Origin of the sequence: Pseudodesulfovibrio sp. (assembly GCF_028692895.1) — a bacterium.
Lineage (GTDB): Bacteria > Desulfobacterota > Desulfovibrionia > Desulfovibrionales > Desulfovibrionaceae > Pseudodesulfovibrio.
Window position 1 is genome coordinate 47,374 of record NZ_JAQUWN010000008.1, and the last position, 26,611, is coordinate 73,984.

Genomic DNA, 26,611 nt, shown 5'->3' on the forward strand with positions numbered 1-26,611 from the left:
TCAGGGCGTAGGTCAGGGTGTCGGCGGCGTCGATGTCGGCGACGTCGCCCGCCACGGACCCGGAGTAGGAGGCGTCCTCGGCCACCGCGCCGGTGGAGGCGGCCAGGACCTCGGGCGCGTCGTTGGTTCCGGTGACCGTGATGGTCAGGGTGTTGGCGGCGACGCCCTCATGCCCGTCGCTGACGGTGTAGGTGGCGGTGATCTCCTGGGTCTGGCCGGCGGCCAGGGTGTCGTAGGAGGAGGCGTCGAAAGTGTAGGTGCCGTCGGCGTTCATGGTCAGGCCGGTGGGCGCGTCGCCGGTCAGGGCGTAGGTCAGGGTGTCGGCGGCGTCGATGTCGGCGACGTCGCCCGCCACGGACCCGGAGTAGGAGGCGTCCTCGGCCACCGCGCCGGTGGAGGCGGCCAGGACCTCGGGCGCGTCGTTGGTCCCGGTGACCGTGATGGTCAGGGTGCCGGTGGTGTAGCCTCCCGCGCCGTCGCTGACGGTGTAGGTAAGGTTGAAGGTCGCGGGTTCGCCTTCGGCCAGGTTGTCGTAGGAGGAAGCGTCGAAGGCGTAGGTGCCGTCGGCGTTGAAGGTCAGGCCCGTGGGCACGGTCTGCCCCTCGTCGAGGGTGTAGGTCATGTCGGTTGCGACGTTGTCCACGTCGGTGACGTGCTCGGCCACGGTGCCGGTGATGGAGCCGTCCTCGGCCATGCTCACGGTCTCGTCGCCGGAGACCACGGGCGCGTCATTGACCGGGGCGACCTCGATGGCGCCGGTCCCCTGCACGGTATAGGTGCCGTCCGTGACCGAGAAGGTCACGGAGACGTCGCCGTTGAAGTCCTGGTCGGGCATGAAGGCCCAGACACCGGCCGCGATCTGGGTCAGGGCGCCGCCGGAGACGGAGAGGTCGCTGACGGCCACCACGGTGTCGGGATCGGGATCGCTGACCAGGGAAAGGATGTCGGTGTCGCGGATGATCAGGGGCGAGGACGTGCCGGTGTCGGCGTCATATCCGTCCTCTGCCATGTGCAGCGAAAGGGTGCCGTTGATGGTGGGCGCATTGCTCGACGTGGTGGTCAGCAGGTCCTGGATGTCGTCGGAGGTCAGGTCGCGGCCGCCCGTGCGGCCGGGGAGGTCCTGGGGCGGGAGGCTGGAAAGGCCCCGGAAGAGGTTGCCCTCGTCATCCATGTAGACGCCCGCGCCACTGCTGCCCAGCGAACTGCCCGCAGCGGTCTCCGACTGGGTGCTCTCCACGTTTTCGAATGCGAAGAGGTAGACGTCGCCGGGAATCTGTTCGCCGCCGATGAGCTGAAAGACAGGCAATCCGCCTTCCTGCGCCAGGTCGAGGAAGCCCTCGAAGATGACGACGCCGCCGTCGGGCGTGGTCAGCACGAGGTTCGGGCCCTGGTGGGAATATGTGACATCCGTCGTGTCAAACTGGAACTCCACCAGCATGTTGGCGGAGAGCTTGACAACCTGCGTGGTTCCCGGAGCGGGCAGCCCCACGGAGATCATGGTGAGGTTTTGGGCGGTATCGGTCATGGCTTCCTCCTGGGAAAGCGAGTTTGCGTCTCAAAGGGGCACAACAGTGGTGCCCCATGGTAATTATATAGGTTCTGAGCCGCTTAGAGTCAATGTAATAAAATTCAATTAATCAAATAGATTATCATGTGTAAAAGAAAAGCATTCCACATGGAAAGCAAAGCGGGTAGGGGTGTGCCTGGGTTGCTTGATTTTGGTGATTATTGTAATTAATTTTTGTTTTCAACAGACATATGTTGAAAACAAGCCCAATGCGGTTGCTCTTTTCCCCGGCCCTATCCCGAGAGAATATTGATGGTAACAAGCTGGAACTGCGAAGAAAATTAATAAACTGTCAGGGCGTGATAATAATTCGACGATTGTCCTGGCCGCCGATGGCTGGTGTCGGGAAGCGTCTTGGAATGCGCGCCTGGCAGAAAGCCGGATTCAAGTGACATGTGGGCGGATTTTGTATTGACAAGAATGCGTGCTTCTTGCAAATTGTCTTTCCCAACGACGTGGGGCTGTAGCTCAGTTGGGAGAGCGCTTGAATGGCATTCAAGAGGTCGTGGGTTCAATTCCCTCCAGCTCCACCACCATATTTTCTTAAGAAAAAGGACCGTTTAGCTGCTTATGCTGGATGGTCCTTCTTCTTTTGTCGGGGAACCGAAAGGTGAACCTTGGGTTCCCAGCGGTGTTGGAGCGAACTGTTTAAGGTGCTGTAATAACAGTGTATGAGGATGTATGGCTGGGAACAGGGGCAACCCGTAATTACCCTACCGCCTATGACTCCCTCCTGCAAAATATCCATACACCCTCCATCATCGAATGATACAAGAAGTACGGGATGTTGTATTGTTTGGGATTGTCTTCAATAAAAGGAAGGAGGTGCCATCTCTGACACCCCCTTCGCCGTTTGATCCGTGGTGGGACAGCTAGTCAAGGTCCGGCAGGTGTTCGATGGCCTTGTCCGTGTCTCCCGGGATGAGGTGACAGTAAACATTCATTGTCATATTACTGCTAGCATGCCCGGCGAGGGTAGATACACTTTTCACCGGCACACCATTGGACAGTAATTGTGAGCAAAACCAATGCCTTATGTCGTACAGCACCACCGACTTGTCGATCTTGAGTTTCTCGCAAGTGCGGCGGAAGCTGCGATGGACACTCTTTACGGGCTTCCCGTTGTATTCGACGAGGTAGCCGGACTTGCTATCCTTCATGCGGTTTTTGAGTTTCTTCAGAAACGCAGGCTTCAGCGGAATAGTGCGCCATTTTCCGGTCTTCCCACCGAATACCCGGAGTGTACCTTGATCCCACTGGATGTGGTCGTACTTCAAGGCCAACAATTCTCCAGCTCCAGGACGAACTCCAGTATTGCACAGCAATTCAATAGCAAACGCCAGATGATCCGGGGCCGCGTCTTTCAGGTTCTGGATAGTTTCCAAATCCAGCAGAAGCTCCTTCTGGGGCGCAGTCTTCTTCTTGAAGAAGCGCAACGGGTTCTCCTTCAAGTATCCACGTTCTATGCCGAAGTTGAAGATGGCCTTCAAATACGCCAAGTAGCTAGCGTGAGTGGTCGGACCAGCTTCAGGAAACTTTGCCATGACTAAAGACACAATGAACTCCTGAGTCAAGTTCTCAATCGGAACCTGGCCCAGTTCATCCAAGAGGTGCTTGTTGAGCATCTTCTTCCAATCCTGTTTCCATTTCTTCTGACCATTCAGCGAGTCAGCCTGAAAGTAGATCACAGCCAATTCATCGAAATACTTCACTTCCAGCGGAATTGTGCCGAAAGCTGGATTCTTCGCACGTTTCTTCTTTTCTAAAACGGCGGTGTTGAATACCTCGGCAGCTTTCAGTGCAGCCTCGCCTTTACCAAAGGTCCGGTTCTTCTGCTTTCCGTTTTCGCGGTAGCGAACGATTACGGAGCCATTACTACGAGTGTGTATACTCATATTCTCCTCCTTACATGGGAATGGTTTTGGTTTTTCTCTTCTTCGGTTTCACCGGCAGTGGAGCATCCAGAAATGCTTCTGGATCGACCATGAACAGGTCCAAATCCGACTGTGCGAAACGGTTCTTTCCAGGGCCGCGTCTGGGTATCTGGTGCTTACGAGCCAGCAACCGAAATCGGTCGTAGCTGTAGTCCAAATATGTTGCCGCAGACTGTGCTGTGTGGTATGGTCCAGTAGGTGTAGATTTTGTCATTCTGTGCTTGTAACACACTGAAATCTTATGGTAAATTCTACGCCATTTCTCCTGCTAGTCACTTCATCATCTCAAACAGTTTTTCATGCACCTGGGTAAAGGTGCTTCATCATGCGCCAGTAAATCCGGCAGAGCATGAGCAACTTTTTTTGATTTTTTTTGATCAGGGCCATGCCAGAACGACCATGACGGTGGATGAAATATCTATATCTATCTGAAAACACTGTAAAATTATGCCAAAGTGTTCGACGGTGCTGCCGTTCAAGCCATTCAACAAAAGACAAAAAGAAAGGAAGATACCCATAAAGAGCATCTTCCTTTCCTAAAACACTCCTTCAACGCTTATCTCGCAATCCTTCGTCGATGAGGACGATGATAACGACCTTCAGTGTCTTCTTGAGTATTTTCTTAGTGAGCTTTGACGTTAAAATCCTGATGATTGTCTCTTTCGAAACAATCGTCGTGTGAACCATTGTCACCTCCTTCAGTGAAAGAGTTTCACTGTATGGGGGTATATATCTCTATCAAAGAAACAAAAGATTAAAGAAATAAGTGAATAAAATCAATTTATTATGAGATGTCTCTGGATAATACACTCCCTGGTCAGAACGAGACATGGGAGACATGAGAACGGCAGGATCACCGTACATGGTAGATCGTGATCCTTATGCACCTTCGGCTTCGTGAGGCAGTTCCCCGTGCAACGGGCAGGGGTGGAGGTGGTGGCGATGAATTAGCAGAAAAATATTTTTCAAAAAATAGATGGAAATGAATTTATGAGAATCTCTGTTGGAAATACTGGAGCTAAGTCTTCTGTTGGAACTGTTGGTGCAGCTACAGAGACAGTTGAAGTGACCTTCAAGAGATAGAGTAGATGATTAAAATATATAACAATTCTTTAAAAATATTATTCAGTTAAGTATATATTCGTATTCAATCCTTCTACTTCTGGAGGAGGTGGGGGTGGTGTTTCTTCTGTGGCGGGGTAGGCGGTTCTTTCTCTGTGACAGAAGTGACTGCTCTTTCTCTTTGTTTCACCAGAATATTTTGAAATTTTTAAATCCATTTTGAAAATAAAAATATGCAAAATCACCTCCACCACCTCCACCCAAATTTTTCTAATATTTTTGGATGGTTCCAATCTTGTATGGGATGCTGCTGGAGTTGATGATGCAGGAAGCCCTATGGAACCACGAGAGTGACGCAGCGGTAGTTATTTAGTTGTTCGGTGGTGTCTTCTTAAACGTAAGAAAACGACCATACTTGCGGCTTTCTGAAAATTCAGTAAGCCAACCATTTATTTCCAGGACAGGAACGTATTTCTTCAACACCTGTGAAAACAACTGAGGTGTCGAAGGGATGTAATCAGCATTTCGATCCAGGGCCAGAGCGTGTTGGGCGAAGCCTTCCAAGCACTCGCTCACTTTGCCATGCACTTCATAACGTCCCTGTTTCTCGATGGCTTCAAAAAAGTCCACCAGGGCCAAGATGAATTTGTCCCCGGCTATGGAACTCTTGTAGCCACGCTCTTGGGCACGATGGTATGCGGTTTGGAACTTCACTGCATCCCAACCATTACCATAACGTTCGCCGATTTCATCAGCAATCGCCGATCCCCATAAGGCGAAGTCTGCCATACGGGGTGGGTGTAACACCTTGGTCGTTGGCAGTCGCTTCATTGCTCCACGCAGTACGTCCAGCATACCGCCAAGGATGCGAGGTTTTGCTGCTTCAAACTCGCGCCACACATCGCTTTCGAATTTACGATTCCCTTTAGGAATACGCGTTAATTCAATACTTATCGTGCGGTCCATGAGGTCTTGAGCCTGATACGGGAGATTAATCCCGGTCATCAGGATGGCTCTCTTGAAACGATAAACGAGCATGTTGTCGTTGGTGTATAACTGTCTCTTTTTGAAGCCACCACCCGTACTGCCCATGCAGAGCATGTTTTCAACGGCGGCGTTGATCTTGGTCAAGTTATCAAAGAACGGCATCGCTGATTGATTCAGCATCAATGCCACCTCATCCTCCTTGCCACGCAGGTATACGCCGCCTTCAATTGCAGGGTCCACAAGACCTTTAAGCATGTTCGCCATAGTGGTCTTGGCTGAACCTTGTGTCCCGCTGATGCACGGGATGGGACGGGCGATCGAAGTGATGAATGATGCGATTACCCAGCAAACAACAAGGATTTTGTCGTACACATCCTGAATGTTCAGGAACGGCAGAAGTTCGAGCACATTGCCGTTCGAATCCGGGATAGGTAAAGCAGACATATTAGGATAACGAACGAATTTGTGATCCACCTCAGGGGTAACTTTCCATCCGTTCTGATCTGCTACTACATACATCCCGTCATCACGAACTAAATCCAGGGTCAACTGCTTGCCATCATAAACCATGCGGTTATGAAGCTCATGGGTCTTTCCAGATACACGGGCCAAGCTTTCAGCAAAGTAGACCGCCTCGTTAATCTCTTTTCTTTCCGGCACAACGTTATGGTTGCTGTACACATGATGTAGCAAATGGTCCTTGAATTCACGGGAGCTAATAGAGAAATTTAATTTGATGTGATTCTGCATTACAGTTGCAGTTGGTTCTCCCGTGCCGGACATGTATTTCTCAATTTTATCAATATAATCAGATAAAATTGTTTGAGGATTCCCCTTCGCTTTATTGTCTTCATCGGCGGCTTTGCCTCCATTGACAAGGAAGGGATTCTCGTTCGTTTCGACCTGTGCTGGCTCCGGCGGCGGTGAAGTCACTGCTGGAACTGGATCAGGTTGAACTGGATCAGTTGGAGGCGTTGCTGAAGTTTCTTCAGTCGTTTCTCCAGTTGTTAAATCCGGTTCGTTGTCTTTCGCAAACTTAGCGAAAGGGTTCGTGTCCTCATCTTCTGACTTGGACATCACTCTGATAAGATCAGGGTGCGTAGTTTCCGTAATTGGAATTGGCGGCACTTTTGACGGCTCAGCAAACGGATTGTCCACGTTTTTAACTGTTGAACTACGGGGTTTGCTCAGGTCCGTATAAGGTTTATTCGGCGGCACCTTGGGTGCCTTTGGGTCTTTATCGTGCATATATACCTCCGCATATATGCCGCTGCGTCACTCGTATGTGGTTGTCAAAGATCAGGCTGGTGGTTCACTCAACCAGCAAGGCAACGATACGCCGAGTCGTTGCCTTGGTCAATGGGTTTTTCAAAAAATATTCAATTAAAATAATTAGTTGTAATCTACAATTCTATAAATGAGTAGATGGATTCTCATCAAGTTGCTCGGTGCTTTTTCATACTTCGATCCATACTGCTGCATCATAGAAAATGCGATAATTCAGTCAGCGGCTCGCCAATGTTTGGCTTGTCGAAGTGGGACGGAAACGACCGTTGCCGCGTTTTCGGGGTGGGATTCACCCATTTTTGCTGACGCACACGCAGTGTGACTTGTGTTGCAGGGCCGATCACGACAAAAAAGATGGTGGAGTCACAACGGATGTTGCTGTGACTGCCATCATATCCTCATGAATCCTGGACCTTGATAGATTTGCTGACTCCTCCCCCTTGCCAGCCGGGATTTAGTGGTTATTGTCTCAGTTGCAATTAAACAACGAAGACGGACATCAATTTTCGCACAAAATGATCAAGGCAGCTTCATATATGCATGACGGACCTTCTGGGGTTCTGACTTCGTTTGCTCATATTAGGGCAGCCGAATTTCTCCTATTCGACCAAACTGGCGAATTAGGAGGATATTATTATGTGTTTGAGGAAGCCGCTTCTTGCAACTCGCAAGAAGGCAATTTATCGGACTGTAAAGTTTAATAAAAAGGAACTTTGCAGTCATTCTTTAGACATCGGTTTGATTTGCGATCATGGATGTCTATATTGTTCCACCCCCACCATCGCATCCGCTCGGACCAATCCCGTTTTTAAAGAAAACGGAACCACTGCTCAGAAGGCGCACAACGCGCAGCTTGCTTGTATAGACCTTGGAACGCCGGAACGTGTTGCTGCTGACGCAAAGCAGTTGACCGAATCCGATGTCGTGATGATGTGTACCAAGGTTGACCCGTTTAGCCCTGCTGTGCAGCAGACTAACCTGTTCCGTGATTGTCTGTATGGGCTGCTGACCAACAACCCTCATTGTCAGGTCAGGGTCCTTTCAAAGAACGCAGGTATTGTTGATGTACTCAAGGACTTCACCGAGTACGCTGACCGTATCCACTTCTCGCTGAGTCTCACGGCTCCGACCAGTCAGCAGGACTTCATTGACATCGTTGAACCCAACACCTCCAGTATCGCAGATCGTATTGATGCGCTTAAGGAGGCTCATGGTTTGGGATTCAGGATGTATGGCATGGTCTGTCCCTGCATTCCCGGTATCTTGACCGGATATCATCAAGTCGAGTCTGTTTTTAAGGAAGTCCTCCAGCTCGCTCCTGAAACGATTTGGGTCGAGCCTGTAAACAGCCGTGGACAGGGATTCAACAACATGGTCGCTGCACTGGTTGAAGCCGGTAAGCACGAATGGGCCAGCTCCATTAAGGCGATCAAGAATAAGGACTCCCATGATGAGTATGTCGCTGACCTCATCAACACCGTGGCTCTGGTGAGCAAGAATCTGGCTTTGGACATTCCGATCCGCTTCCTTTCGTACAATCGTAAGGATGCTATCGGTGCAAAGCTGATTGACGATTCACACGTAATCTGGCTGTAGTAAAATGAATTGGGAGCACGAATAGGCTCCAGAACCATTAAGATTCGCTAGTTTAGGCGGGGTTGTTCGGTCCATGGCCAAGCAATCCCGTCATTTTTATTTCTCTGGATTGACAATCAGCAGGCGGGGATATTGGGCAGTGAAACGTACATTCCAAATTAACTCGGCAAAAATAGAACAGGAGCCACAGTAGGTCAGTACTGCGGCTCCTATTTCGTTAAGCTTCACCGTCCGATTCAGGTGCTTCCTCTTCATCGTCCGGGCCAGCGGCAGTGACGGGCGAAAGGATGATCCTGTTGTCCTCATCCACTTCGATGGTGAACTCGCTGTTGATCTGGAAGTCTCCTTCAATGGCTTCCAGTTTCTTGAGAGTGATCTTGATGCCATGCTTGGTGACACGAACTCTACTGTTGCTTCGTTCATACAGGCCGGGAAGAGTTCTCAGTTGATTGTCCTCTACAGACAACCGCATTAAATGCGTCCTGAGACTCTGAAGCGATGCCAGTCCCAGCTTCTTCTTCGCTGTCTGGGCATCAGCTCCTTCTTCGCACAATTGACGGAGCAAAGGAGCATCGTATTTGCTCTCGACTATTCGCTTTTTGGATTCATTCTTCTTTGCCATTTTTCCTCCTATTAGTTGTTTTTATTGGATATCTATATGTCCACTTTGAAACAGACATAGGTGGAACCAGTGCTTACAGTGACTTGCTCTGGATGCGCGATATTTGCGCTTCTCCTGCCCGTTTTTGGGATTGGGGCAGTTCCCGTCAGGATTTTGGTTTGGATGTGTTCCTGGGGGTGTTTTGCGCGAATTTTGGGTGGAGGCGGTGGATCTGGATGGGCAGAAAAATATGACGGGGGAGAGCAGGGGCTGTTGGACTTCGGTTGACCGAAATTTTGATCTATCAAGTTGTTTTGTAATGCGATAACGGCGTGTTTTGTGTCTCTGATGAAGTACGTCTGCCGCTCCAAAAAATAGTAGAGACAGAAGGCGGGATATTTCACCCGCCTGTTATCTAGACTAGAATGTCTCGGATTTTGTTCGGTTGGCAAAGACTTACTGAGTTCAACAAGTCTTCAGGTTTGAGTCCGCAAAATGCAATGTCATTGCCATCAGCATCCTTGATGGAAACTGTGGCAAGATAAGCACCGTCTTCTTCATTTTTTTCTAAACCGAAATGTATTGAACCATTTCCAGCGTTCAAATCGGTTGTATCATAAAAGTATACGATATCCTCAAACACTACCTTTGCAACAATTGATGCCTTCATAAGATACTCCTTTTATGAGGATATATCTATGCGAGTGGTTCCATAATGAAATTGGCAGGAGAAAAGAACAAGCACTCTGTTTTAGTGGAGTTGCCGTTCAAAAATAACAAAAGAACTCCTCCTGAAACTTAATAGCATCAAGAGGAGTCTCGCCAGAACTACATGAACAGTTTGGCTACTATCCAGAAAAGCAAGATAACCCCACCAATTTTGATAAGGTGCATAATAGCTGCTCCGGCTGTCAGTTTAGCTCCACAGTTGAAACATGTAGTTGCTTTCAACAGGTTCTCATGACCGCATTTGTGGCATATCCTGGTTTTCATAGAATACTCCTTTCTTGGAATATATCTATGCAAATCAGTTCATTATGAAATTAGCCACCAATAAGCTGCATTGCCATACGGGGTAAGCTGTTCGCCTGGGCCAGCATAGCTACTGCGGCTTGAGTAAGTATCTGGTTTCGGACGAACTCGGTCATTTCATTCGCAACATCTATATCAGTAATCCGTGAGACCATCGCTACTGTGTTTTCTTTTTCAATCTCAATAAAGGCATCATGGCTTTCGAGAGTGTTACCATCTGCTCCTAGGCTGCCCTGGACATTTGTTACATCAATGAGTGCTGCATTGATTACTTGGAACGAGGAGGATGCGCCTTCTTGTGTACGGTAGTTCATCTGAGAAAGAGATGTCCATGGTTCAAGCGAGAGGGTCGGGTTGTTTTCGTCTACTTGGTAGGTGTTGGGCGAATCAATAAGCCAGACATCAAATCCTGAATTGCCTGCACCACTGCCAGAATAGTTCGAGATAATAAGAGGTTGATCTCCATTAGAGCGAAGATATATGCCTGTTTCATCGGATGTCCTTTCGAAGATTACATCTTGTGCTGCAAGGGCCGCTGTATGATCGTTTAACTCCTGCAATAATAAATTGGAATTCTCCGTTTGAGTGGCTCCAGCAGTATACGACAAGCTTACTCCGTTGAGATCAAAAGATATTGTTTCTCCTGCTGTGTTGGAAAAATTGTCGATTCTGCCTTTTGAAATCTGATCCGATGATGACCATGTTAATTCAGCTCCCCTGTTTGCTGCTGCATTAAATGCTCCAGCTTCACCGCTTGTAGCGGTTCCATCTACATTAGAAGAAATGCTGAAGGAAATATTGGGGTCCAGAATGAATTCGCCTGTACCATTAATCATAGCCCATTGCGCGTTAGGGTCGGCTCCAGCATGTTGCGAGTCGATGGTACCGGCAAGGGTGCTGTTTGCTGGCCCTAAACCAACTTGTCTAAGTCCTGCATTGATTCGATCAATGGTTATGTGATCCTGCTCTCCTACATTTCCAACATCATCTTCACGCATGTTGAAGCTGGTCGTAACATGGGTTCCTAATGCTGCGTTATCCAGATATGACCCAGACTCAACTCCATAGCTTGTTGCAGTTGCTCTGCTATTAGTTATGGTTGTGCTTGTTCCAATATCTTGCCCTGGGTTCTTGAAAATGACACTGGCTCCAGTATTGGAAGAGCCAGCTCCTGCTGCTGCATTCAGGGAAGTAGTTTGATCTGTGATCGTTCTATTGGTGCTTGCATTGACAGTGCCGCCCCCAGTTGATCCCGCACCGGCTCCAGCCAAAACGGAACTTGAGATGTCATTAACGGTGATTGAGCCACCAGCAGAACTTAGCGATTGGGCAACTCCAGAGCCGCCACCTGCTGTGGAGCCTCCATCAGGAGTGATGGTTGAGATAACAGTGCTTTCGCTTACTGTAATACTTCCGCCCCCTTCATTTAGTGCGGCAGGAGTGCCTGCTCCCGCTCCAGCATCCGCATTGTTGGCTGGAGTGATGAATGTGGCAATATTCGCAGCGTTGGTGCCGGATAGGTTTGAAATTCTGAATTGAACCTGATCGGTTGTTGTTATGGTGACGTCGTTGCCGGACAATCCAAATGTAGTGTTGGGGACTCCCGCCAGAGTGAGTGCATTGAGCATATTTGTGGCGGTATCGTTATCTGTTGCTCCTGCCAAAAAGCTAACAGGGAAATTCGAACCAGACCTTGTGTAGGTGAAGGATACTGTTTCTCCTGGAACGATGTTGGCAAAAGTGCCTATGCTGGCTTCAATTACTGAACTTAATGCGAGGGAAGACATTTCAAAGCTGACATTATCTGTGGCACTTACCTGGACATCATTACCTGCGGTACCGAATGATGTGTTAGGTATACCCGCGCCGTTTAAGGCGTTGCGGAGGTTTAACGCAGTAGCTGCATCTGATGCACCCACGGCAAATGAAACAGGATAATTGGTTCCTGATCTTGTATACGTCAGGGATAAGGTGTCTCCGGGAAGAGTATTGGAAAAGGGTCCAATCGTAGCATTGTTTAGACCGTCATCTTGGAAGTTTGTGACAGCTATACTTGTATTGTCAGCCTTGGTTACCTGGACCGTTTCACCGGATCGAGCTACTGTGTATCCTCCTCCGAGAGCGCCTAATGCGGTTTCCAAATTTTGTGCGGTAGCTGCGCGGGTAGCACCTACAACATAGGAAATGGCTGTGCCATCAAGTTCGAATTGTAGAGTTGCACCTTCATCTAGAGAATAGTTGGAAAATTGGACATTGTTGTCTTCATCGTCATATTGAATGTCAATATAATCTTCACTTCCAGTCCGGGCGATTACCGCAGTTGTTCCATTTACATCGGCGGTTATTCCGGGAATCCCTGCGGCGTTGACAGCTGTTACCAAACGGGAAGCGTTTGCAGCTTGGGATGCACTGCCTGCTGCGGTAAAAGAGACATCAGTTCCTTCTATGTTAAGTGTGATTTCTTCGCCTGAATAATTGGTGAAGTTGCTGACATTAACTCTAGTCTGATTGTTCTCAAGATCGGTTACATTGAGTAAATTCCCAGCAGGAGTGGATGCTTCAGTACTCGTGAGGTTGATTTTAGTGATGGTAACTGTGTTGTTAGTACCATTTTGATCTACGGTATAATAATGTTCTCTGGTGTGTGGTGATGCATAGGTTAAGTCGGCTGCGTATTGTGGGGCGTTATAGAATACACCAGCATTTGTTAATGCGGTGGTCGCTGCGGCAGCAGCTCTTGCCATGTTTGTGGCATCGCTAGTGGAGTATTCAAACGTGACTGGGATGCCGTCAATATCAAACGATATTTCACTGGCAGGAATATTGGTTCCACCGGGAATGGCAGAAGGTGTATCCCCAAAATTACCAAGCTCAACAGCCGGGTTGTCAATAAGTTCAAAATCGCCGATTGCGAGTGATTTACCTACTTCCGAACGAAGCACAGTTCCGGTTCGGCTCAAGTCCAAGTCAGAGTTAGCCGTGTTTACCTCATCAACGATTCTATCAAGGGTGGCAAACAGGTTTGCTTCGGTTTCTGCTTCATCTCTTCCGATGAGAAAAGAATGCGAGTAATTGGGGTCTCCAGTACCACCTGAATTGAAGGTGAATCGCACCATGTCCCCGTATGATCCGTTAAGTTCAGCCTTCGTAAAACCAATGAAATCTGCATAGCTTACTGCGGATGTCTCTCTAATTCCGTCCATTTCAAGGTTTTCGATTTCAGCCAGTAATCCATTGATATTATTGTTTCCTTTGGCTGCGCTGATTTCTATTGTACGCACGTCGGCGGCACTTGAAATTGTAATGGTCTGGTCTGCCATTGATTGAGTGGAGGTGTCTGCTAAAGCTGCACCGACTTGAGGAAGATTTAACTCCACACCATCAACTATGCCGGTCTGGTATGATTTCTGACCAGTAGGGGTGAAAGTCCCCAACGTCGTGGCAGTCGTCTTCGGTAAATCAATAAAAATGTTTTCTTCATTTTCTTCGCCAGATTGGATTTCGATTACACTGTCGTCCTTGAATAAATCAATTCCATTGAATTCCAGATCTTTTTGAGCACGTTCTATTTCCGATGTTAATTGCTGCATTTCATTGGAAATGATTTCTCTTTGGTCTGCGTTGTATGTGCCGGTTGAGGCTTGAGCAGCCAATTCCTTCAATCGGATAATCATAGCGTTGACAGCGAGTAGTCCTCCATCCGCAACCTGCACTAGCGATACTGCATCTTTTATGTTTCTGGATGCTTGTGCGAGGCTTGATGCTTTAGCTTTTCCTAATTCAGAAATTGCTAAACCAGCTGCGTCATCTGCGGCTGTGCCGACTCTCAACCCCGATGATAGACGCCTCGTAGAAACTCCTAGAGCACCATAATGTGTTCCGAGATTTCGGGCGGTATTCATTGCCATTAGGTTGTGATTAATCGTCAAAGCCATCCGTGCGAAACTCCACTTGAGCAGGAATAATTTTCCGGATTGCCCGGAATCTGTTGCAAAAAGTGCTTTAATTTGAGGGGATAGTTCTAAAACACGGGTTTAAAGATGCATATGCCATGCCAGCATATTGGTTGCTGCATATTTTAGCTCAGAACTGCACCAAAATCTGGTCAACCAAATTGGTCAACCGGGGCCTTTAACACGCCTCCAACATCACTGATTTTCTGTTGACCGGGGAAAAATAAATTCAATAATTCTGGAGCTTGGAGACGAGTCTCCTTGAATGGCATTCAAGAGGTCGTGGGTTCAATTCCCTCCAGCTCCACCAATGATTATAAAGGCTTAGGAGGTTTTCCTTCTAAGCCTTTTTTCGTGGAGTATACAAAAGAATATACAAATGAAATCAGGGGGATGGTCAGAGCCTGAAATTGAATTCGCCAGCTCTCTCGGTCATTTATCTTGCTGTAGTCGTTGGGGAATTCTAGATGCCCTTATGGTTGATATGTGCTGCCATTAGCGGTAACTAGGTGAGTTGGATTTGTCGTGCTCGTATGGTTCTGAGGACAGACGAACTATGATTCGAGTTTCTTTGGCCACTTACTGGGATTAGCTTTAAGCGGCATAATATTATACAGGTTGAGTTTGTAAAATGGTTCAATGCGATAATGCAGCTTGTTTGCAAGATTCACTAAATATAACTGATAAATGGCAGTCAATCGTATCAGAAATTAAGGAAGAATATCTTAGTACAAAGCAGCCATACCCGTGGATATTGGGATTTTCTGGAGGCAAGGATAGCACCTTATTAGTTCATGCTGTTTTTGAGGCCTTGTTAGACATACCCCCTTTCAAAAGGAACCGTCCAGTTCACATTGTCTCAAATGACACACTCGTTGAGAGCCCTTTGGTTATTGAACATTTGAATAATACTACGAAATTGATTGACGAAGCTGTTCAGTCTCTTGGCTTGCCTATTTTAGTTGCCAGGACCACCCCTGCGAAAGATAAGACATTTTGGGTTTTGTTGATTGGGAAAGGTTATCCTAGTCCGAACCAAACAATGCGTTGGTGTACGGATAGGTTAAAAGTTCAGCCTACAAGTACATATATACGAAATCATGTTTCCGAGGCTGGTGCAGCAATTGTTCTGCTCGGTGTCCGAAAGGATGAAAGTCAGTCCCGCTTGCGTTCAATTGAGAAACACAAAAATTTGCGTGGAGAGCGGTTAGCGCCTCACGAAACTCTAAAAGGTGCGTATATTTATCGCCCAATTGTTGAGTTGACTACATGTGATGTTTGGGAGTTGTTGTTGATGAATGATGCCCCATGGGGCGGAAATCATAGCGCGCTGGTTAAGCTTTATAAGGATTCAGAGGGCGGTGAATGCCCAGTTATGTTGAGCTCTGAAGAGGCTCCAGCATGCGGTAGCAGATTCGGGTGTTGGACCTGCACCGTTGTTGAAAAAGATAAAAGTATGCAAGGGTTTGTTGACTCAGGATTGCAGGAGTATCAACCACTGATTGAATTTCGGGATTGGCTAAAAATGATTCGGAACAAGCCAGAGATGAGGCAGGCTTTGCGAAGGAATGGCAAGTTGACCTTCGGAGCTTCTGGGAACCATGTCCCTGGCCCTTTTACAATTGCCGCCCGTAGACAAATACTAAATCGTCTATTAGAGGTTCAAGATCTGTTTGGGCAGCCTCTAATTTCTGATGATGAGATTGAACTTATTCATCAGCACTGGGCAAAGGAACTTCAAGAAGAAAAGGGTATTGCAAATGGATGACGGTTACCTCAGTGATTTACCTTTGTGGGCTGACGATGAAGCTCGTAAGGTCTTTGAGCGAGTGTGTGATGAGCAAAACATTCCTATTGATGTCATTACTGAACTTGTCATGCTCCAGCGCGAACGTCAGCATCAAGAAAGAGCTGCAGGTATATATCCTCGATTCGAAGAGATTCTTGGCAGAATTGATTAACTCGCCAACTTGAGGTTGCTATGTGGATATCAAGAATAGAGTTGACGAATTTCAAGTCCTATCAGCATCAAAATTTTGGGTTTCCCAAGCCTGATTTGGGTAAAAATGTCGTCCTCATTGGTGGAATGAATGGATATGGAAAGACGACCCTTTTGGAAGCATTGTATCTTTGCCTTTACGGTAAGGATGCAATGACGCATTTAGCTAGGGCTGGTCTTAAAATTGATGATGCAAAAGGATATCCTACGTTTTTGGAGCGCGCCTTTAATGGTGAAGCCAGGCGAGAAGGTCGCGATACGATGCTTGTGCGGGTTGTCATTAATAAAACTCAAAGTAAAGCTATAGACATTACGAGAAAATGGTATTTCCGATCGAATGGCACTTGGGCGGCTGAAGAAGAAGCCATTGTACGAGAAGTCAAGAAGGATATTCCGGGCACCCCACGAGTAGATGGACGGAATAATTTCCATCTAGCTGACATGTTGGACGACTTCCTTGTGCCAGCGCATATCGCTCCATTTTTCTTTTTTGACGGAGAAGAGGTAAAAAAACTCGCAGACCAAGGCCGAGTTGAACAGGTCAAGCAGGGCTTGGAAGGTTTACTTGGCGTGGTTTTATTAAGGACTCTTGCTCAACGGTTGCATAATTTTGAAATCCAAAAAAGACTGGGTGTTAACAACGTCGATGAGAACAAGATTTTGCAGCTGAGTGAAAGTTTACAGAATAATGAAACTCAGTTGCAAGAGCTTCGTGACAAGGAAAAAGCTGTCAACAATCGCATCGAAACTCTTAAAGCCCAAAGGGAAACTCTTTTTGAACGCATCACTTCTGCTGGTGGTGCCTGTAGTGATGTCGCTACCGTAAAAGATTTGGTTGAAGAGAGGGAGCAACTGCGGGGAGAGTTAAGAAGCAAGCAAAAGGAATTAGAAGAAGCACTTGTGGGGAAGTTACCTTTTCATTTAGTTTCAAAGGACCTCCTTGGTAGTTTCAAGTCTCAACTTGAAGCCGAAACGCGATATTTTTCTTGGGAAGCTGACAAACGGTCATTAGAACCGAGACGAAATGAATTTGAGAGTGCTTTTCATGAGCAGAGTGATCCTGAGATTGATCCGGCGTTAACAAATGAGCAATTGAGGGCTATTGAGTGTCGAATTGAAGCTGCTTGGGCTAGTTTGTTTTACCCACCCCCAGATGATTGTGCTTCTGAAGTAGTACATAGCTATTTACATGAAACACAAAGAGACGAAGCCTTGTCATTCCTGAATTCCATGTCACTTGGTCAACAGGAAATTCAAGAAAATCTTAATGTGCAACACTCATTGTCTCAACGTATTTCCGAATTAGGCCGGAAGATTTCGAAGTTAGAAGGAATTGACCGGGATGGAACCTTAACAACCTTGAAAGAGGAATTGCAGGGTGTTCAATCTGAGTTGGATCAACTGGTGGACGATTCGCGCGTAGACGATAGGCGATTACATGCGCTGATTAGCCAAGTAAAGGCGCAACGCGCAGAGTATGAACGAGAAAAGAAAAAGCTGGATGACTCAAGCCCCATCCGCGCTTTGCTAGAGAAGTCTGAAAGAGTTCGGGTGACAATTGATAAGTTGATCCCAGCTCTCTTTCCATTAAAAGTCAAAAAATTAGCGAAAGCGATGACAGACGTGTACAGGCAGTTAGCTCATAAGAATCAGGTTGCTAAAATTGAGATTGGCAATGATGGGAGCACAACGATCTTAGGCAAGTCTGGAAAGAAGATTTCTTTCGACAGGTCCGCTGGTGAAAATCAGATATTTGCAACGGCGTTGATCGCAGGGCTTGCAGAGGTCTCTGGAGTTAAGGCTCCTATGGTTGTTGATACCCCACTGGGTAGGTTGGACAGTATGCATAGGAGCAATATTCTCGATTTTTGGACTAAAGATAAGGAGCGTCAGGTGCTGCTCCTTTCACAAGATGAGGAGATTGACCAGGACTTTTACAAACAGATAAAGGACAATGTCAGTAAGACATATCTGTTGGAACATATAGATGTCGGCGATGGTATCGGGCGTACAACGGCAATAGAAGACGCATATTTTAATGGGAGCCATCAATGAGCGAGTTGTCAATCCAGCAAGTGCTTGGGTCTCGATATAGGACGAGTCGAGCGGCCGACAAGACAACTGTTATGATGATGGAGCTCCTTGGTCTGTCAACGAAAGCAAGTATTGCTCGGCTAGCCATTAGTCGCTCACTATCCATGGGCAAACTGCCTGATGAGAAGATTGATGCCAAAGGGCTCGAAGTTCCGGCCTCTTCAATGTTCAGTAAGGAAGATGTGGCAGTTTGGATTGGCATGTGTGTGACCCATTCTCGTATGTATGGCGATAACCCCGTTACAGATATGGAGTCCTTTCGGACTGTGATTCGTCAGCATTGGCATAGGGGCGTTGAACTTTTAAGAGAAGACTGGGCTGCTTGTAGCGAAGACTACGATAGGTTTTTAGAAACTCTCATAAATAGACGAGCTGATCTTCCTGAATTTGCCGAACCGAATGGAAGTAATAGTGAGTCTACGAGTGGCGATCCCGAACCCCACTCTCCTATGGATATCTCCGAACAACTTGTTGCTGCGCTTGCTGATATAGCTGTGACAGCTGAGATAAAGGAAGCGATTCATGGTCCAAGGGTCTCTAGATACAAAGTCTTTCTGCCGAATATTAACTTGGTCGACAAGCTCCGTAAGGGGTTAGAACGGCTTAGTTTGGTTTTGGGATTGCAAGAAGGGCTGCCGACTCTGAGTCGTGGAGATGCTTCAAAAACGGTTTATTTAGACATCCCTCGTGAGAAAAGTTCATGGCAATCCTGTGGCTTTTCACAGTTGCAGGAGTGGGTGACTGTGGGAGAAAAAGCCACCGAAGAGCTACGGGTTTTTCCTGGGGTAGATATTATGGGGAAACCTTTCTCTTTCGACTTGGCTAAAGCACCCCACCTCTTGGTCGGTGGAGCTACCGGACAGGGAAAAAGTGTTTGCTTGCACGCTCTTATTATCTCGTTGATGATGCAACACTCGCCGCAAACGATGAAGTTGGCACTCGTCGACCCTAAGCAGGTTGAATTTTCCGTCTATAGGGACTCAAACTTTTTATATAATGGGCAAGTCGCTGTTGGAGTAGAAGAGGCTCGCAATTTTATTCATAGTTTAGTGGCTGAGATGGACCTTCGTTACGAGTTGTTCAATGATCTAAATGTGACAAATATCCAAGAGGCTCGTCAGAAGAAAGTCGATATTGAATACATAGTCGTTTTCATAGAAGAATTGGCTGATTTGATCATACAAGATCGAGAGATTGAAGAACAACTTGTCCGTTTGGCACAACTCGCTAGAGCTGCTGGTATCCATCTTGTCCTCGCTACGCAACGCCCTGATTCTAAGACGTTTAGCGGTTTGATCAGGAGCAACATTCCCGCAAGAATTGCACTCACTGTTCAGAAGGGAGCGGAGTCAAAGATAATTCTTGATGAAAATGGGGCAGAGCATTTATTGGGTGCTGGGGATATGTTGGTCAAGACGACGGGGAAGCAAGCGACGCGTGTGCATGGGGTTTATGTGACACGGAATGATGTCGAGTCTTTTTTGAAGGGGAAGTAACCGGCCAATAGAGGCTCATAAACCAAAGTTCCTTATTGTCGATCACGCCAATCTAGGTGTTTGTTAATCAAACGGCCTACCTCAAAAATTGATGCGATACTCACATCCCGAACTCGGTTAATAACCTGATCGTCTAGTGTGCGTCGGTAGAAGCGTCCATCACAATAAACGTGATCGTAGAGCGATGACATGTCGACGGCTTTGTAGTTTGGAATAGAGCCAATCCCTTCAATTATACCAACTGTCAGCGAATGGTTACCGCTGTATACCCAGCCTATTCCCATCGGCATCCAGAATTCAATGCTGTGGTTTGAGTCTGCCTGCCAGTCTCTTTTGCCTTCTTCAATGCCAATGTATTGGAAGCACTTGCAGCTACGATGTTCATTCCAAGGCCATGGGAGAATGATATCATATCCGTTTTCAAGAGGTCTTGTGGGAGCATATTCCTTCAAATAGTCGTACCCATTTTCACCGTTTGGTCCGATTTGGGACCATTGGTCAAAGAGCATAACGTTGGGTTGTCCCCGCAAGCCTTCCCTTTCTTCTCTTTCGTGCCATTGATTAATGAGCCGCGCTTGAGCTTGTCTTCCGAATATTTTGCTTAGTTTTGGAAGTTGTTCTGGGTAGTACCGACGGTATTCCTCTGCGAGCCTCATGTTCGCATGGAATTTTTTTTCATTGTCTTTGACCCAGCAGTTGTAGGCAATCTTGCGTTTATAATTTTCAATTAGTTCTGAAAACAAACCTGTGAGTCCTTTCATGCGAGGGGAGAGCGGGAATGTGTCTTACTCAAATCGCTTGTACATATCCTCATGGCATTGTTTCAGAAATGTCATCATTTCAGAATGATCGCCGCTCTCGTAGAATTTGATTATTCCAGTGTTGTACTCAGTCAGCCTCTTGGCCGGGACCGACAATGGGGGATAGCCATTGCTCATCAAGTGCCCGTTAAGCATCAGTAGGCCAGTTCGTTTGTTCCCATCGTAAAAGAACTGGTTGCGAGCAAAGTCCAAGTGCAGCCTGTATGCCTGTTCTCGGATATCTTCGAGCTCTAGGATGTCCTCAATGGTGGCAGCAAAAATATCATCTAATTCGTCTGCTTTGGGAGGCCTGTACTCAGTGCCAGCAATACTTACTTGCCCTGAACGGAATTGGCCGACTTCAAGGGCTTCGTCTTTGGCGATCACTTCCTGAATCGAACAGGCCACTTTTTTGGAGACGGCGAAGGTATCTGTTTTTACCAACTCGATAAGCTTCTCCCAACCAAGGATTTGCTGCTTGAGTTTTGCTTCGTCTGTGACCTTATGGCCGCCCACGGTAATGCCCTGAATGTATGTTTGTACCTCTGGCATGGTAAAGGGCATTCCTTCGAGGCTTTGAACATCAAAGACGAGTTCGGCAAATACCTTTTGGGCTATGAACAGGGCTTTCTTTTTGTCTTGTTTCATGGCTTCTTATTGTCCCGAATTGAAGAAAGAGTCAATTTGTTCGCAGGAGGTTGTGTTGAATGATGGGCTGGATTTCACTGAATCGCTTTACCTCCCACGAGCAATCAACTTCCACCCGTAGAGGCCCGACTTTCGCGCTTTTCAGTTCCTGCAAGGGAAAAGTAGCCCCACTCGGCATTCTGCATGTCTCCGTTGAGGATGGCATAGCCGAAGAAGATGTCCTCTCCGTCGAACTCGGCTGCGTACCAGTGGGAGTTGTCTATGAAGAAGTGGTGGTAGATAAGCTTCTCTTCTGCCGGGATGTTTTCTGTCGCGTATAAGCGGGGAATCCTGCCTTGTCTCTCGTCCTTGTAGTCGGATGTCATCGTTTCGACCTCTCGTGTGGCTTGTAGGAACTTCTTGTCGAAAATCCATATGGTTTATCAGTCTCGTAGTTGCGTGGCCTCGTCGGGCCTCTACGATGGTGTAGCCTTGATCTCTCGCTGAAAGATGAAAGGCCCATCCTTTCGGACGGGCCTCTGCGATCATGGTGATATGATCTACTTGGTTTCGGGTTTCTTGGCCGGGGCCTTCTTGGGCTTGGTTTTCTTCCATAACTCCATGTTCTTCATGCGCTCGGAACGTGCCTTGGCCGTATCCCGGCAGGAAAGCGGCTGGCTCTTGGGGTATCCCCACTTCGTCTTGTATTCGGCGGGCGTCAGGCCGTGGCTTTCCAGGTGCCGCTTGGTGATGGTCTTGAACGTCTTGCCGCATTCGACGCAGGTGATCGTCTTCTTCCTGATGGCCTTCCTGGGATCGACCGTCGGTTCCTGCGCCTTGTCTCCGATCTCGCCGGTGGCAATCCCGGTGAGGCCCATGTTCACTTCCTTGACCATCGAGATCATGCTTTCGGCGGTCATTTCATGAACACCGGCCTGCGCCTCGACCATCTTCATCGCCTGTTCCATGCAATCCATGATTTTTGCTCCTTGTTGTCCATTAAATTCATTGTTGTTCCGCAAATTCAGAAGGATACAGTCGTCCTATTCTGCCTTTATACGGCGAGTTGGCGCATGTACACGGATTTTTGTCTGGCGTTGATTTATGTGGCTCGACAATTTTAAACTCTTTCCATATATTTATTACTGTGTTTTTATTCTAACGTGAGTGAGAGGAGGGTGGAACTCTGTGAAAGAAGTGATAAATGTTCAAAAAATGGCAGGTAAAGTCGGGGATTGGGGTGATGCGAATTTCTCTTGGGAAAAAGCCCTGGTAGCGGCAGAAGTTGCAAGACTTGCCTACCTCCATATCCCACAATTCGAATTAAAAAACGCAAACCGTGTGAATTTGATTCCCTGTGCAGGCTATCGAAGCACGGTTAAGGTCTCCGGTGTTACCAATATCAGATCTATTTCAAATGCTAATGAGATGGTGTTTGTTGTAGAAAGCGCTTTAGTTGTTGCAGTTGTTGTCCATGTTGGATCCGTAGATTTTATATCCCTGAGAGGGACGCAGAAATTGTACGATTGGTTTGTGAATCTTAATATTTTAAAATCAAATCCATCTTATAAAAAGAATATGACTGTTTATTTTCATGGCGGATTCTACAAAGCAATTATTGGTTGTTTAGGTCAAATTGCAACAGAAGTTGATAGGCGTTTTGGCGGTAATAATCCAATTTATGTGACAGGACATTCTCTTGGTGGTGCTCTTGCCGCTATTCTGCATGCATTGTGTGATGAACGACGCTATATGAAATGTGGTTGTGATATGGATTATTTCTTGGGATTTTATATTGATAGGATGTTTTCAACAGAATCATGTTATACATTTGGTATGCCTAGGTATGGTAACTTAAAAGCTGTATTGTATTTTAGGAACCCATTCCATATATTCAATGAATACGATATTGTTCCATCTGTTCCACCTCGTAAGTTTGGTTATTCAGACTGTTTTAATGAAAAATGTTTATCTGCAGATGGGCATGTGAATGAAAATATAGTGAGAAGAGGGTCATTCAAAAAATTTATTTATAAATTGGCAACGATGAAGGGATTTGCTGAACATGACATTGAACTTTATATAGATCGAGTTGGAAAAGCTGTTGTTGGAGCATGAGAACTGACTACCACAAGATTAAAGTGTCAACTTTGTACACCGTTTCCTGAACAAGAAAAGCCCATCCGCAGGGGATGGGCTTAGGGAGAGGTTGCTTAGGGAGTTCTCAATTCCCAAGCTTCCAACGTTTGGTCTTAGTTCTTGTAATTGGCCTTCATGGCCCGCATCCATTCGGGGTTGACCTGGGCCAGCACACCGTCGAACTTGCCGTTGGCTTCCACGATCAGTTTGTTGAGGTCGTAGAATTCGGTCATGTCCTCGGTGGGTACTTCGGTGCGGGCTTCGACCTCCTCCTGGATGGCCAGCAGGAATTCCCTGCCTCCTTTCAGCTGGCCGATGTTGCAGTCCAGTTCGGCGTACAGCTTATGTTCCCCCGTATTCATCATGTGCGCCGCCTTGGGGGCGAGCGGTGCCGATTGTTGTGAGCAGATAGTGCTCGGATCGAAGGCGGGAGTTTTGCTCGAACATCCGTAGAAAGTAGCGGTCATCAGGAGGATGCCCAGAAATGCCGGGATGTAGTTTTTGATCTTCATGGGAGTTCCTTGAGTGTGCGGGTTGGTTTCTAGGGTGATAGTCACTTTGATGTTCTTGAGCAGCTATTTTTCGAACATATAATTCGTATTTTTGTGCTTGTAAACACTTATAAAAGGTTTTGTTCGCATGTTTGCCACCTATAATTATAATTTGGAGGTGGATATGTCGGATTTGACGAAGCGTGTAGGCGACATGATCAAGTCGCGTCGAAAGGGTAAGAATATGAGCCAGGCCCAACTCGCCGAGAAAGTTGGTATGAGTACCAAATACTTAGGCGAGGTGGAGAGAGGAGAGGGGAATATCTCCATTGAGAAGCTGGAGCGGGTCAGTATCGCCTTGGATTCATCCCTTGGAGAGATGTTCGACAACTCGCATAAGGCCGGTCGGGAACTCCTTACGGCAGAAATTCGCGACATGGTCTACAAGGCCAACAAGAAAGATGTCGAGCTTATTTATAAGATCGTGAAGAGCGTTATTGAAAGAAAATTCAAGCAGTAACATTCGAGGGGCGACCGTCCTGCTTGCGGTCTTGTCAGTTCCCCACTCCTTTTGATCTGCCTTTCCGAATCGTTAATCGGGTAAGCCCCTAGTCCCCCGGCTATTCCTTATAAATAGATGTGAAAGGCTTACGGCCTTTATATAAGGAGGGACTGTGGAACATGGATTGATCGACAAATATCTTGGCGGGGAATCGGTACTGCCCGAGCAGACAGGCAGTGAGTTTTTGGAGAGCTTGTTCAATGGCGACGATGGTCAAACGGAAATCTTGAGCAAGGTGAAGCGTGTGGTCGGCAGCTACCGGCCAAGCCGGGACTGCCGTTGAAAAAATGAATCACGTGGTTGCCCTGTTGTGCATTGTGATGGGCAAGCTTGAAGCTACGCACTCCACTTCGTATTCGTCGCTGGCTTTGAAGGTGATGAAATCAAGGTAAAGAAAAAAGCCCGGAGGATTGGTTGTCCTCCGGGCTTTGTGGTGATTATTCAGGCTGTTTCCAGTCCTTTTTCAGGAAGTTGATCTGGACATATCTCTTTTTTTCATCGTCGTTCTTGAACCTAAGCATGCCTCTGGCTTTCAACGAGCTATAGGCACGGTCCATTTGTCTTCGGCTGTAGTTCGTGGCGTCGCTGGCTTTTTCGCCGCTGTACTTCACGAACTTGTAGTGGAAGTTTCCGTAGGCGTGTCGATGGACCCACAGGAAGAGCTTTATTTCGGCTCCGGTCATTTCTTCCTTGAGCATCGCTTCAACTATGTGGTTGGGAAACGGGGTGTAGCCGCCGGAGGAGCCTGCCGCTTCTTTTCCAGTAGACGGCGGCTTTCTCTCGTCTCCGCCGTTGCCGCCGTTTGCTTTTGCTGCCAGGTGCGCTTCCATTTCTTCTTTGGTAGGCATTATTGTATCTCCTTGCTTTTTGAGGTTTTCTTCAAATCAACCGGCCTTGCCTCTTCCCATTTGCCGTTGGGGTGGAGTTCTTTCCTTGAATCCCCGGTCACAGCCGCATATTCGAGCCAATGGTCGTGTTGGGACTGGTCGAAGATTTTGAGGGTCTTCTTGTCCCAATACATGTTGAACATCACCTCGACGATTCCCGAGATACGGTTCTTGACGATCTTAATGTATCGTTGGTGTTCGTAGATTCTGTCGGCGTCGGATTGGCCGGACAGGATGATGATCAGGTCGGCTGAATGGGCAATGGCATAGGACTCGCTGATGCAATCCAGGTCCAATTCCTGGGTCGTTTTCCTGATGCTTTCCCTGGTTGTCTGGGCAGCCGTGATAATGGGCAGCTTGTATTCCAGGGCTACCCGTCGCAGTTCGGCGGCAATGGACTTGGCTTTTTCGTACATGCTGCTGGAATTCAGCTCCTTGGGTGGGGCGATCTTTCCGATGTAGTCGATGTAAACCGCGTCCAATTTGCCTTCGCCGAAACCCGCGACAAGCCGCCTGAGGTCACTGACCCTGAACTCTTTCTCGCCCATGTCCACGATGTAATACTTGCCTCGCTTGTCTGAGGCTTTTTTGTGTCGTTCCCTGAACTTGTTGACGGGGCGCTTTTTGTCAGCGATTTGGACGGATTGAAGTATCTCCAAGGGGATGTCGCTTCTCAAAGCCAATTCCTTGTAGTCACACGAGAGTTTGGTGTCTTCCAGGGTGACAAAGAGGACGTTGTATCCATTGTGCACCTGCCTGTGGGCCATGTTGAGCATCGTCGCCGTCTTGCCGCCGTGTGTCCGGGAGGCGAGGACGGTCAATGTGCTTTCCGGCAAGCCGCCTTTCAGGCCGTCGTTGTCCAACTTGGCATAGCCCGTTTTGACCACCTTCCTGCTGTCTTTGGTCAGAACCGTATCCAGAAAGCCGTCAAAGTCGGCGTCGTAGTCGGTTGGCCGGGTGTCATCTAGGGGTTTGTTGAGGATCAGTCCGTCTTTCAATAAGGATTCGGTCCTGTCGAGAACGAGCGGATCAAGGCTATTCTCTGTGTCGAGGATACCCATGGCCCCTTCCATCAATTCCATAAGCTGGAGCCGTTTGTAGTAGGCAGCAGTGAGTTGCCTGACCTGGTGCGCGGGCCATGCGTCGAGGCTGATGGTGTCCATGGCCTGGATGAAGTCGTTCACCTGCTCCTCTGTGCGCTGGGTGTCATGGGCCATGGCTTTGAGCAGTTCCCGATTCGGCAGTTCTCCCGCTTCATCGTACAGTTCCTTGTAGTGCCTGAAGACCGTCCAGGGACCGCCGCCACCGATGTGTTTCTCCTTGAAGCGGTTGAATACGAGGGCCGCGTGTTCCGCATCTCTCTCGCAGTAGGCTATGATGAGGGGAACGATCATTTCCGGTTTGTAGTTAATGCTCATAGGTGTCTCGCCTCATAGGTCTTTGTCGTTTGTGGTTGTCGTAACCACGTTGTGGTTGTTGCCGTATGCATGGAACCTC

At 47.7% G+C, this 26,611-nt stretch carries 22 protein-coding genes and 2 tRNA genes; 10 read left to right on the top strand and 14 right to left on the bottom strand.

The features are described from left to right. A partial coding sequence (locus PHP91_RS03515; RefSeq protein WP_300136937.1) for a tandem-95 repeat protein occupies nucleotides 1-1,525 on the bottom strand: 1,525 nt, incomplete at its 3' end. A 499-nt stretch (nucleotides 1,526-2,024) separates the two neighbouring features. On the opposite strand from PHP91_RS03515, the gene PHP91_RS03520 reads away from it, so the two are divergent. Beyond that, nucleotides 2,025-2,100, top strand: a tRNA-Ala gene (locus PHP91_RS03520). A 339-nt stretch (nucleotides 2,101-2,439) separates the two neighbouring features. Here the strand turns inward: PHP91_RS03520 and PHP91_RS03525 are convergent. Both PHP91_RS03525 and PHP91_RS03530 read right to left on the bottom strand, forming a co-directional pair. After that, nucleotides 2,440-3,462, bottom strand: a complete 1,023-nt coding sequence (locus PHP91_RS03525) for a site-specific integrase (RefSeq protein WP_300136940.1) — start codon at nucleotides 3,460-3,462, stop codon at nucleotides 2,440-2,442. A 1,470-nt stretch (nucleotides 3,463-4,932) separates the two neighbouring features. Continuing rightward, nucleotides 4,933-6,798 (bottom strand): hypothetical protein, encoded by a 1,866-nt coding sequence (locus PHP91_RS03530; protein ID WP_300136942.1) that lies wholly within the window; start codon nucleotides 6,796-6,798, stop codon nucleotides 4,933-4,935. Between the two features lie 681 nt (nucleotides 6,799-7,479). On the opposite strand from PHP91_RS03530, the gene PHP91_RS03535 reads away from it, so the two are divergent. Next, nucleotides 7,480-8,433, top strand: a complete 954-nt coding sequence (locus PHP91_RS03535; protein ID WP_300136945.1) for a hypothetical protein — start codon at nucleotides 7,480-7,482, stop codon at nucleotides 8,431-8,433. A 217-nt stretch (nucleotides 8,434-8,650) separates the two neighbouring features. Here PHP91_RS03535 and PHP91_RS03540 read toward each other — a convergent pair whose 3' ends face one another. The 4 genes from PHP91_RS03540 to PHP91_RS03550 form a co-directional block, all read right to left on the bottom strand. Further along, the gene (locus PHP91_RS03540; protein WP_300136948.1) at nucleotides 8,651-9,055 is read right to left on the bottom strand and encodes a hypothetical protein; all 405 of its coding nucleotides are present in this window, start codon (nucleotides 9,053-9,055) and stop codon (nucleotides 8,651-8,653) included. Between the two features lie 394 nt (nucleotides 9,056-9,449). Next, nucleotides 9,450-9,704: a hypothetical protein gene (locus tag PHP91_RS03545; protein WP_300136951.1), complete on the bottom strand. Its 255-nt coding sequence runs from the start codon at nucleotides 9,702-9,704 to the stop codon at nucleotides 9,450-9,452. Between the two features lie 158 nt (nucleotides 9,705-9,862). Beyond that, the gene (locus PHP91_RS17270; RefSeq protein WP_366141528.1) at nucleotides 9,863-10,027 is read right to left on the bottom strand and encodes a zinc-ribbon domain-containing protein; all 165 of its coding nucleotides are present in this window, start codon (nucleotides 10,025-10,027) and stop codon (nucleotides 9,863-9,865) included. Between the two features lie 50 nt (nucleotides 10,028-10,077). After that, nucleotides 10,078-14,001, bottom strand: a complete 3,924-nt coding sequence (locus tag PHP91_RS03550; RefSeq protein ID WP_300136954.1) for a flagellin — start codon at nucleotides 13,999-14,001, stop codon at nucleotides 10,078-10,080. A gap of 258 nt (nucleotides 14,002-14,259) precedes the next feature. On the opposite strand from PHP91_RS03550, the gene PHP91_RS03555 reads away from it, so the two are divergent. The 5 genes from PHP91_RS03555 to PHP91_RS03575 all read left to right on the top strand — a co-directional run bounded on the left by PHP91_RS03555 (nucleotide 14,260) and on the right by PHP91_RS03575 (nucleotide 19,608). Continuing rightward, nucleotides 14,260-14,329, top strand: a tRNA-Ala gene (locus PHP91_RS03555). Nucleotides 14,330-14,650: 321 nt separating this feature from the next. Next, a complete protein-coding gene (gene dndC / locus PHP91_RS03560) occupies nucleotides 14,651-15,787 on the top strand; it encodes a DNA phosphorothioation system sulfurtransferase DndC (RefSeq protein ID WP_300136957.1) in 1,137 nt (378 codons plus the stop codon). Further along, on the top strand, nucleotides 15,780-15,980 hold the full coding sequence (locus tag PHP91_RS03565) for a DNA modification system-associated small protein (RefSeq protein WP_300136960.1): 201 nt from the start codon (nucleotides 15,780-15,782) through the stop codon (nucleotides 15,978-15,980). Before dndC ends, PHP91_RS03565 begins: the two co-directional genes overlap by 8 nt. A gap of 20 nt (nucleotides 15,981-16,000) precedes the next feature. Next, entirely contained in the window at nucleotides 16,001-18,073 is a 2,073-nt protein-coding gene (gene dndD / locus PHP91_RS03570; RefSeq protein ID WP_300136963.1) for a DNA sulfur modification protein DndD, read from the top strand. Continuing rightward, nucleotides 18,070-19,608 carry an FtsK/SpoIIIE domain-containing protein gene (locus PHP91_RS03575; protein ID WP_300136966.1) on the top strand — a complete coding sequence of 513 codons (1,539 nt, stop codon included), beginning with the start codon at nucleotides 18,070-18,072 and terminating at the stop codon, nucleotides 19,606-19,608. The genes dndD and PHP91_RS03575 overlap by 4 nt, the downstream gene beginning before the upstream one ends. 32 nt (nucleotides 19,609-19,640) lie before the next feature. On the opposite strand, the gene PHP91_RS03580 is transcribed toward PHP91_RS03575, so the two are convergent. The 4 genes from PHP91_RS03580 to PHP91_RS03595 all read right to left on the bottom strand — a co-directional run bounded on the left by PHP91_RS03580 (nucleotide 19,641) and on the right by PHP91_RS03595 (nucleotide 22,012). Next, on the bottom strand, nucleotides 19,641-20,369 hold the full coding sequence (locus PHP91_RS03580) for a DUF6710 family protein (protein WP_300136969.1): 729 nt from the start codon (nucleotides 20,367-20,369) through the stop codon (nucleotides 19,641-19,643). A gap of 24 nt (nucleotides 20,370-20,393) precedes the next feature. Next, nucleotides 20,394-21,056, bottom strand: coding sequence for a Fic family protein (locus PHP91_RS03585; protein WP_300136972.1), 663 nt, complete (start codon nucleotides 21,054-21,056; stop codon nucleotides 20,394-20,396). A 104-nt stretch (nucleotides 21,057-21,160) separates the two neighbouring features. Then, entirely contained in the window at nucleotides 21,161-21,421 is a 261-nt protein-coding gene (locus PHP91_RS03590; RefSeq protein ID WP_300136974.1) for a hypothetical protein, read from the bottom strand. A gap of 174 nt (nucleotides 21,422-21,595) precedes the next feature. Next, nucleotides 21,596-22,012, bottom strand: coding sequence for a MucR family transcriptional regulator (locus PHP91_RS03595; protein ID WP_300136977.1), 417 nt, complete (start codon nucleotides 22,010-22,012; stop codon nucleotides 21,596-21,598). Between the two features lie 211 nt (nucleotides 22,013-22,223). Here PHP91_RS03595 and PHP91_RS03600 point away from each other — a divergent pair, with 211 nt between their 5' ends. Beyond that, nucleotides 22,224-23,153 carry a lipase family protein gene (locus tag PHP91_RS03600; protein WP_300136980.1) on the top strand — a complete coding sequence of 310 codons (930 nt, stop codon included), beginning with the start codon at nucleotides 22,224-22,226 and terminating at the stop codon, nucleotides 23,151-23,153. Between the two features lie 134 nt (nucleotides 23,154-23,287). On the opposite strand, the gene PHP91_RS03605 is transcribed toward PHP91_RS03600, so the two are convergent. Then, complete coding sequence (locus PHP91_RS03605) at nucleotides 23,288-23,686, bottom strand: hypothetical protein (protein ID WP_300136983.1); 399 nt, start codon at nucleotides 23,684-23,686, stop codon at nucleotides 23,288-23,290. 163 nt (nucleotides 23,687-23,849) lie between these two features. On the opposite strand from PHP91_RS03605, the gene PHP91_RS03610 reads away from it, so the two are divergent. Further along, a complete protein-coding gene (locus PHP91_RS03610) occupies nucleotides 23,850-24,185 on the top strand; it encodes a helix-turn-helix transcriptional regulator (RefSeq protein WP_300136986.1) in 336 nt (111 codons plus the stop codon). A gap of 154 nt (nucleotides 24,186-24,339) precedes the next feature. After that, on the top strand, nucleotides 24,340-24,510 hold the full coding sequence (locus PHP91_RS03615; protein ID WP_300136989.1) for a hypothetical protein: 171 nt from the start codon (nucleotides 24,340-24,342) through the stop codon (nucleotides 24,508-24,510). Between the two features lie 154 nt (nucleotides 24,511-24,664). On the opposite strand, the gene PHP91_RS03620 is transcribed toward PHP91_RS03615, so the two are convergent. Together PHP91_RS03620 and PHP91_RS03625 are read right to left on the bottom strand one after the other, a co-directional pair. Continuing rightward, nucleotides 24,665-25,075 (bottom strand): replication protein, encoded by a 411-nt coding sequence (locus PHP91_RS03620; RefSeq protein ID WP_300136991.1) that lies wholly within the window; start codon nucleotides 25,073-25,075, stop codon nucleotides 24,665-24,667. Next, nucleotides 25,075-26,532: a DnaB-like helicase C-terminal domain-containing protein gene (locus tag PHP91_RS03625; RefSeq protein ID WP_300136995.1), complete on the bottom strand. Its 1,458-nt coding sequence runs from the start codon at nucleotides 26,530-26,532 to the stop codon at nucleotides 25,075-25,077. Before PHP91_RS03625 ends, PHP91_RS03620 begins: the two co-directional genes overlap by 1 nt. Nucleotides 26,533-26,611: the final 79 nt, after the last annotated feature.

Excerpts from the sequence above, each read along its gene's own strand:
- PHP91_RS03525 (WP_300136940.1), bottom strand. The coding sequence starts at position 3,462 with ATGAGTATACACACTCGTAGTAATGGCTCCGTAATCGTTCGCTACCGC.
- PHP91_RS03530 (WP_300136942.1), bottom strand. The coding sequence starts at position 6,798 with ATGCACGATAAAGACCCAAAGGCACCCAAGGTGCCGCCGAATAAACCT.
- PHP91_RS03540 (WP_300136948.1), bottom strand. The coding sequence starts at position 9,055 with ATGGCAAAGAAGAATGAATCCAAAAAGCGAATAGTCGAGAGCAAATAC.
- PHP91_RS03545 (WP_300136951.1), bottom strand. The coding sequence starts at position 9,704 with ATGAAGGCATCAATTGTTGCAAAGGTAGTGTTTGAGGATATCGTATAC.
- PHP91_RS17270 (WP_366141528.1), bottom strand. The coding sequence starts at position 10,027 with ATGAAAACCAGGATATGCCACAAATGCGGTCATGAGAACCTGTTGAAA.
- PHP91_RS03550 (WP_300136954.1), bottom strand. The coding sequence starts at position 14,001 with ATGGCTTTGACGATTAATCACAACCTAATGGCAATGAATACCGCCCGA.
- dndC (WP_300136957.1), top strand. The coding sequence starts at position 14,651 with ATGGTTCAATGCGATAATGCAGCTTGTTTGCAAGATTCACTAAATATA.
- PHP91_RS03565 (WP_300136960.1), top strand. The coding sequence starts at position 15,780 with ATGGATGACGGTTACCTCAGTGATTTACCTTTGTGGGCTGACGATGAA.
- dndD (WP_300136963.1), top strand. The coding sequence starts at position 16,001 with ATGTGGATATCAAGAATAGAGTTGACGAATTTCAAGTCCTATCAGCAT.
- PHP91_RS03575 (WP_300136966.1), top strand. The coding sequence starts at position 18,070 with ATGAGCGAGTTGTCAATCCAGCAAGTGCTTGGGTCTCGATATAGGACG.
- PHP91_RS03580 (WP_300136969.1), bottom strand. The coding sequence starts at position 20,369 with ATGAAAGGACTCACAGGTTTGTTTTCAGAACTAATTGAAAATTATAAA.
- PHP91_RS03585 (WP_300136972.1), bottom strand. The coding sequence starts at position 21,056 with ATGAAACAAGACAAAAAGAAAGCCCTGTTCATAGCCCAAAAGGTATTT.
- PHP91_RS03590 (WP_300136974.1), bottom strand. The coding sequence starts at position 21,421 with ATGACATCCGACTACAAGGACGAGAGACAAGGCAGGATTCCCCGCTTA.
- PHP91_RS03595 (WP_300136977.1), bottom strand. The coding sequence starts at position 22,012 with ATGGATTGCATGGAACAGGCGATGAAGATGGTCGAGGCGCAGGCCGGT.
- PHP91_RS03605 (WP_300136983.1), bottom strand. The coding sequence starts at position 23,686 with ATGAAGATCAAAAACTACATCCCGGCATTTCTGGGCATCCTCCTGATG.
- PHP91_RS03610 (WP_300136986.1), top strand. The coding sequence starts at position 23,850 with ATGTCGGATTTGACGAAGCGTGTAGGCGACATGATCAAGTCGCGTCGA.
- PHP91_RS03620 (WP_300136991.1), bottom strand. The coding sequence starts at position 25,075 with ATGCCTACCAAAGAAGAAATGGAAGCGCACCTGGCAGCAAAAGCAAAC.
- PHP91_RS03625 (WP_300136995.1), bottom strand. The coding sequence starts at position 26,532 with ATGAGCATTAACTACAAACCGGAAATGATCGTTCCCCTCATCATAGCC.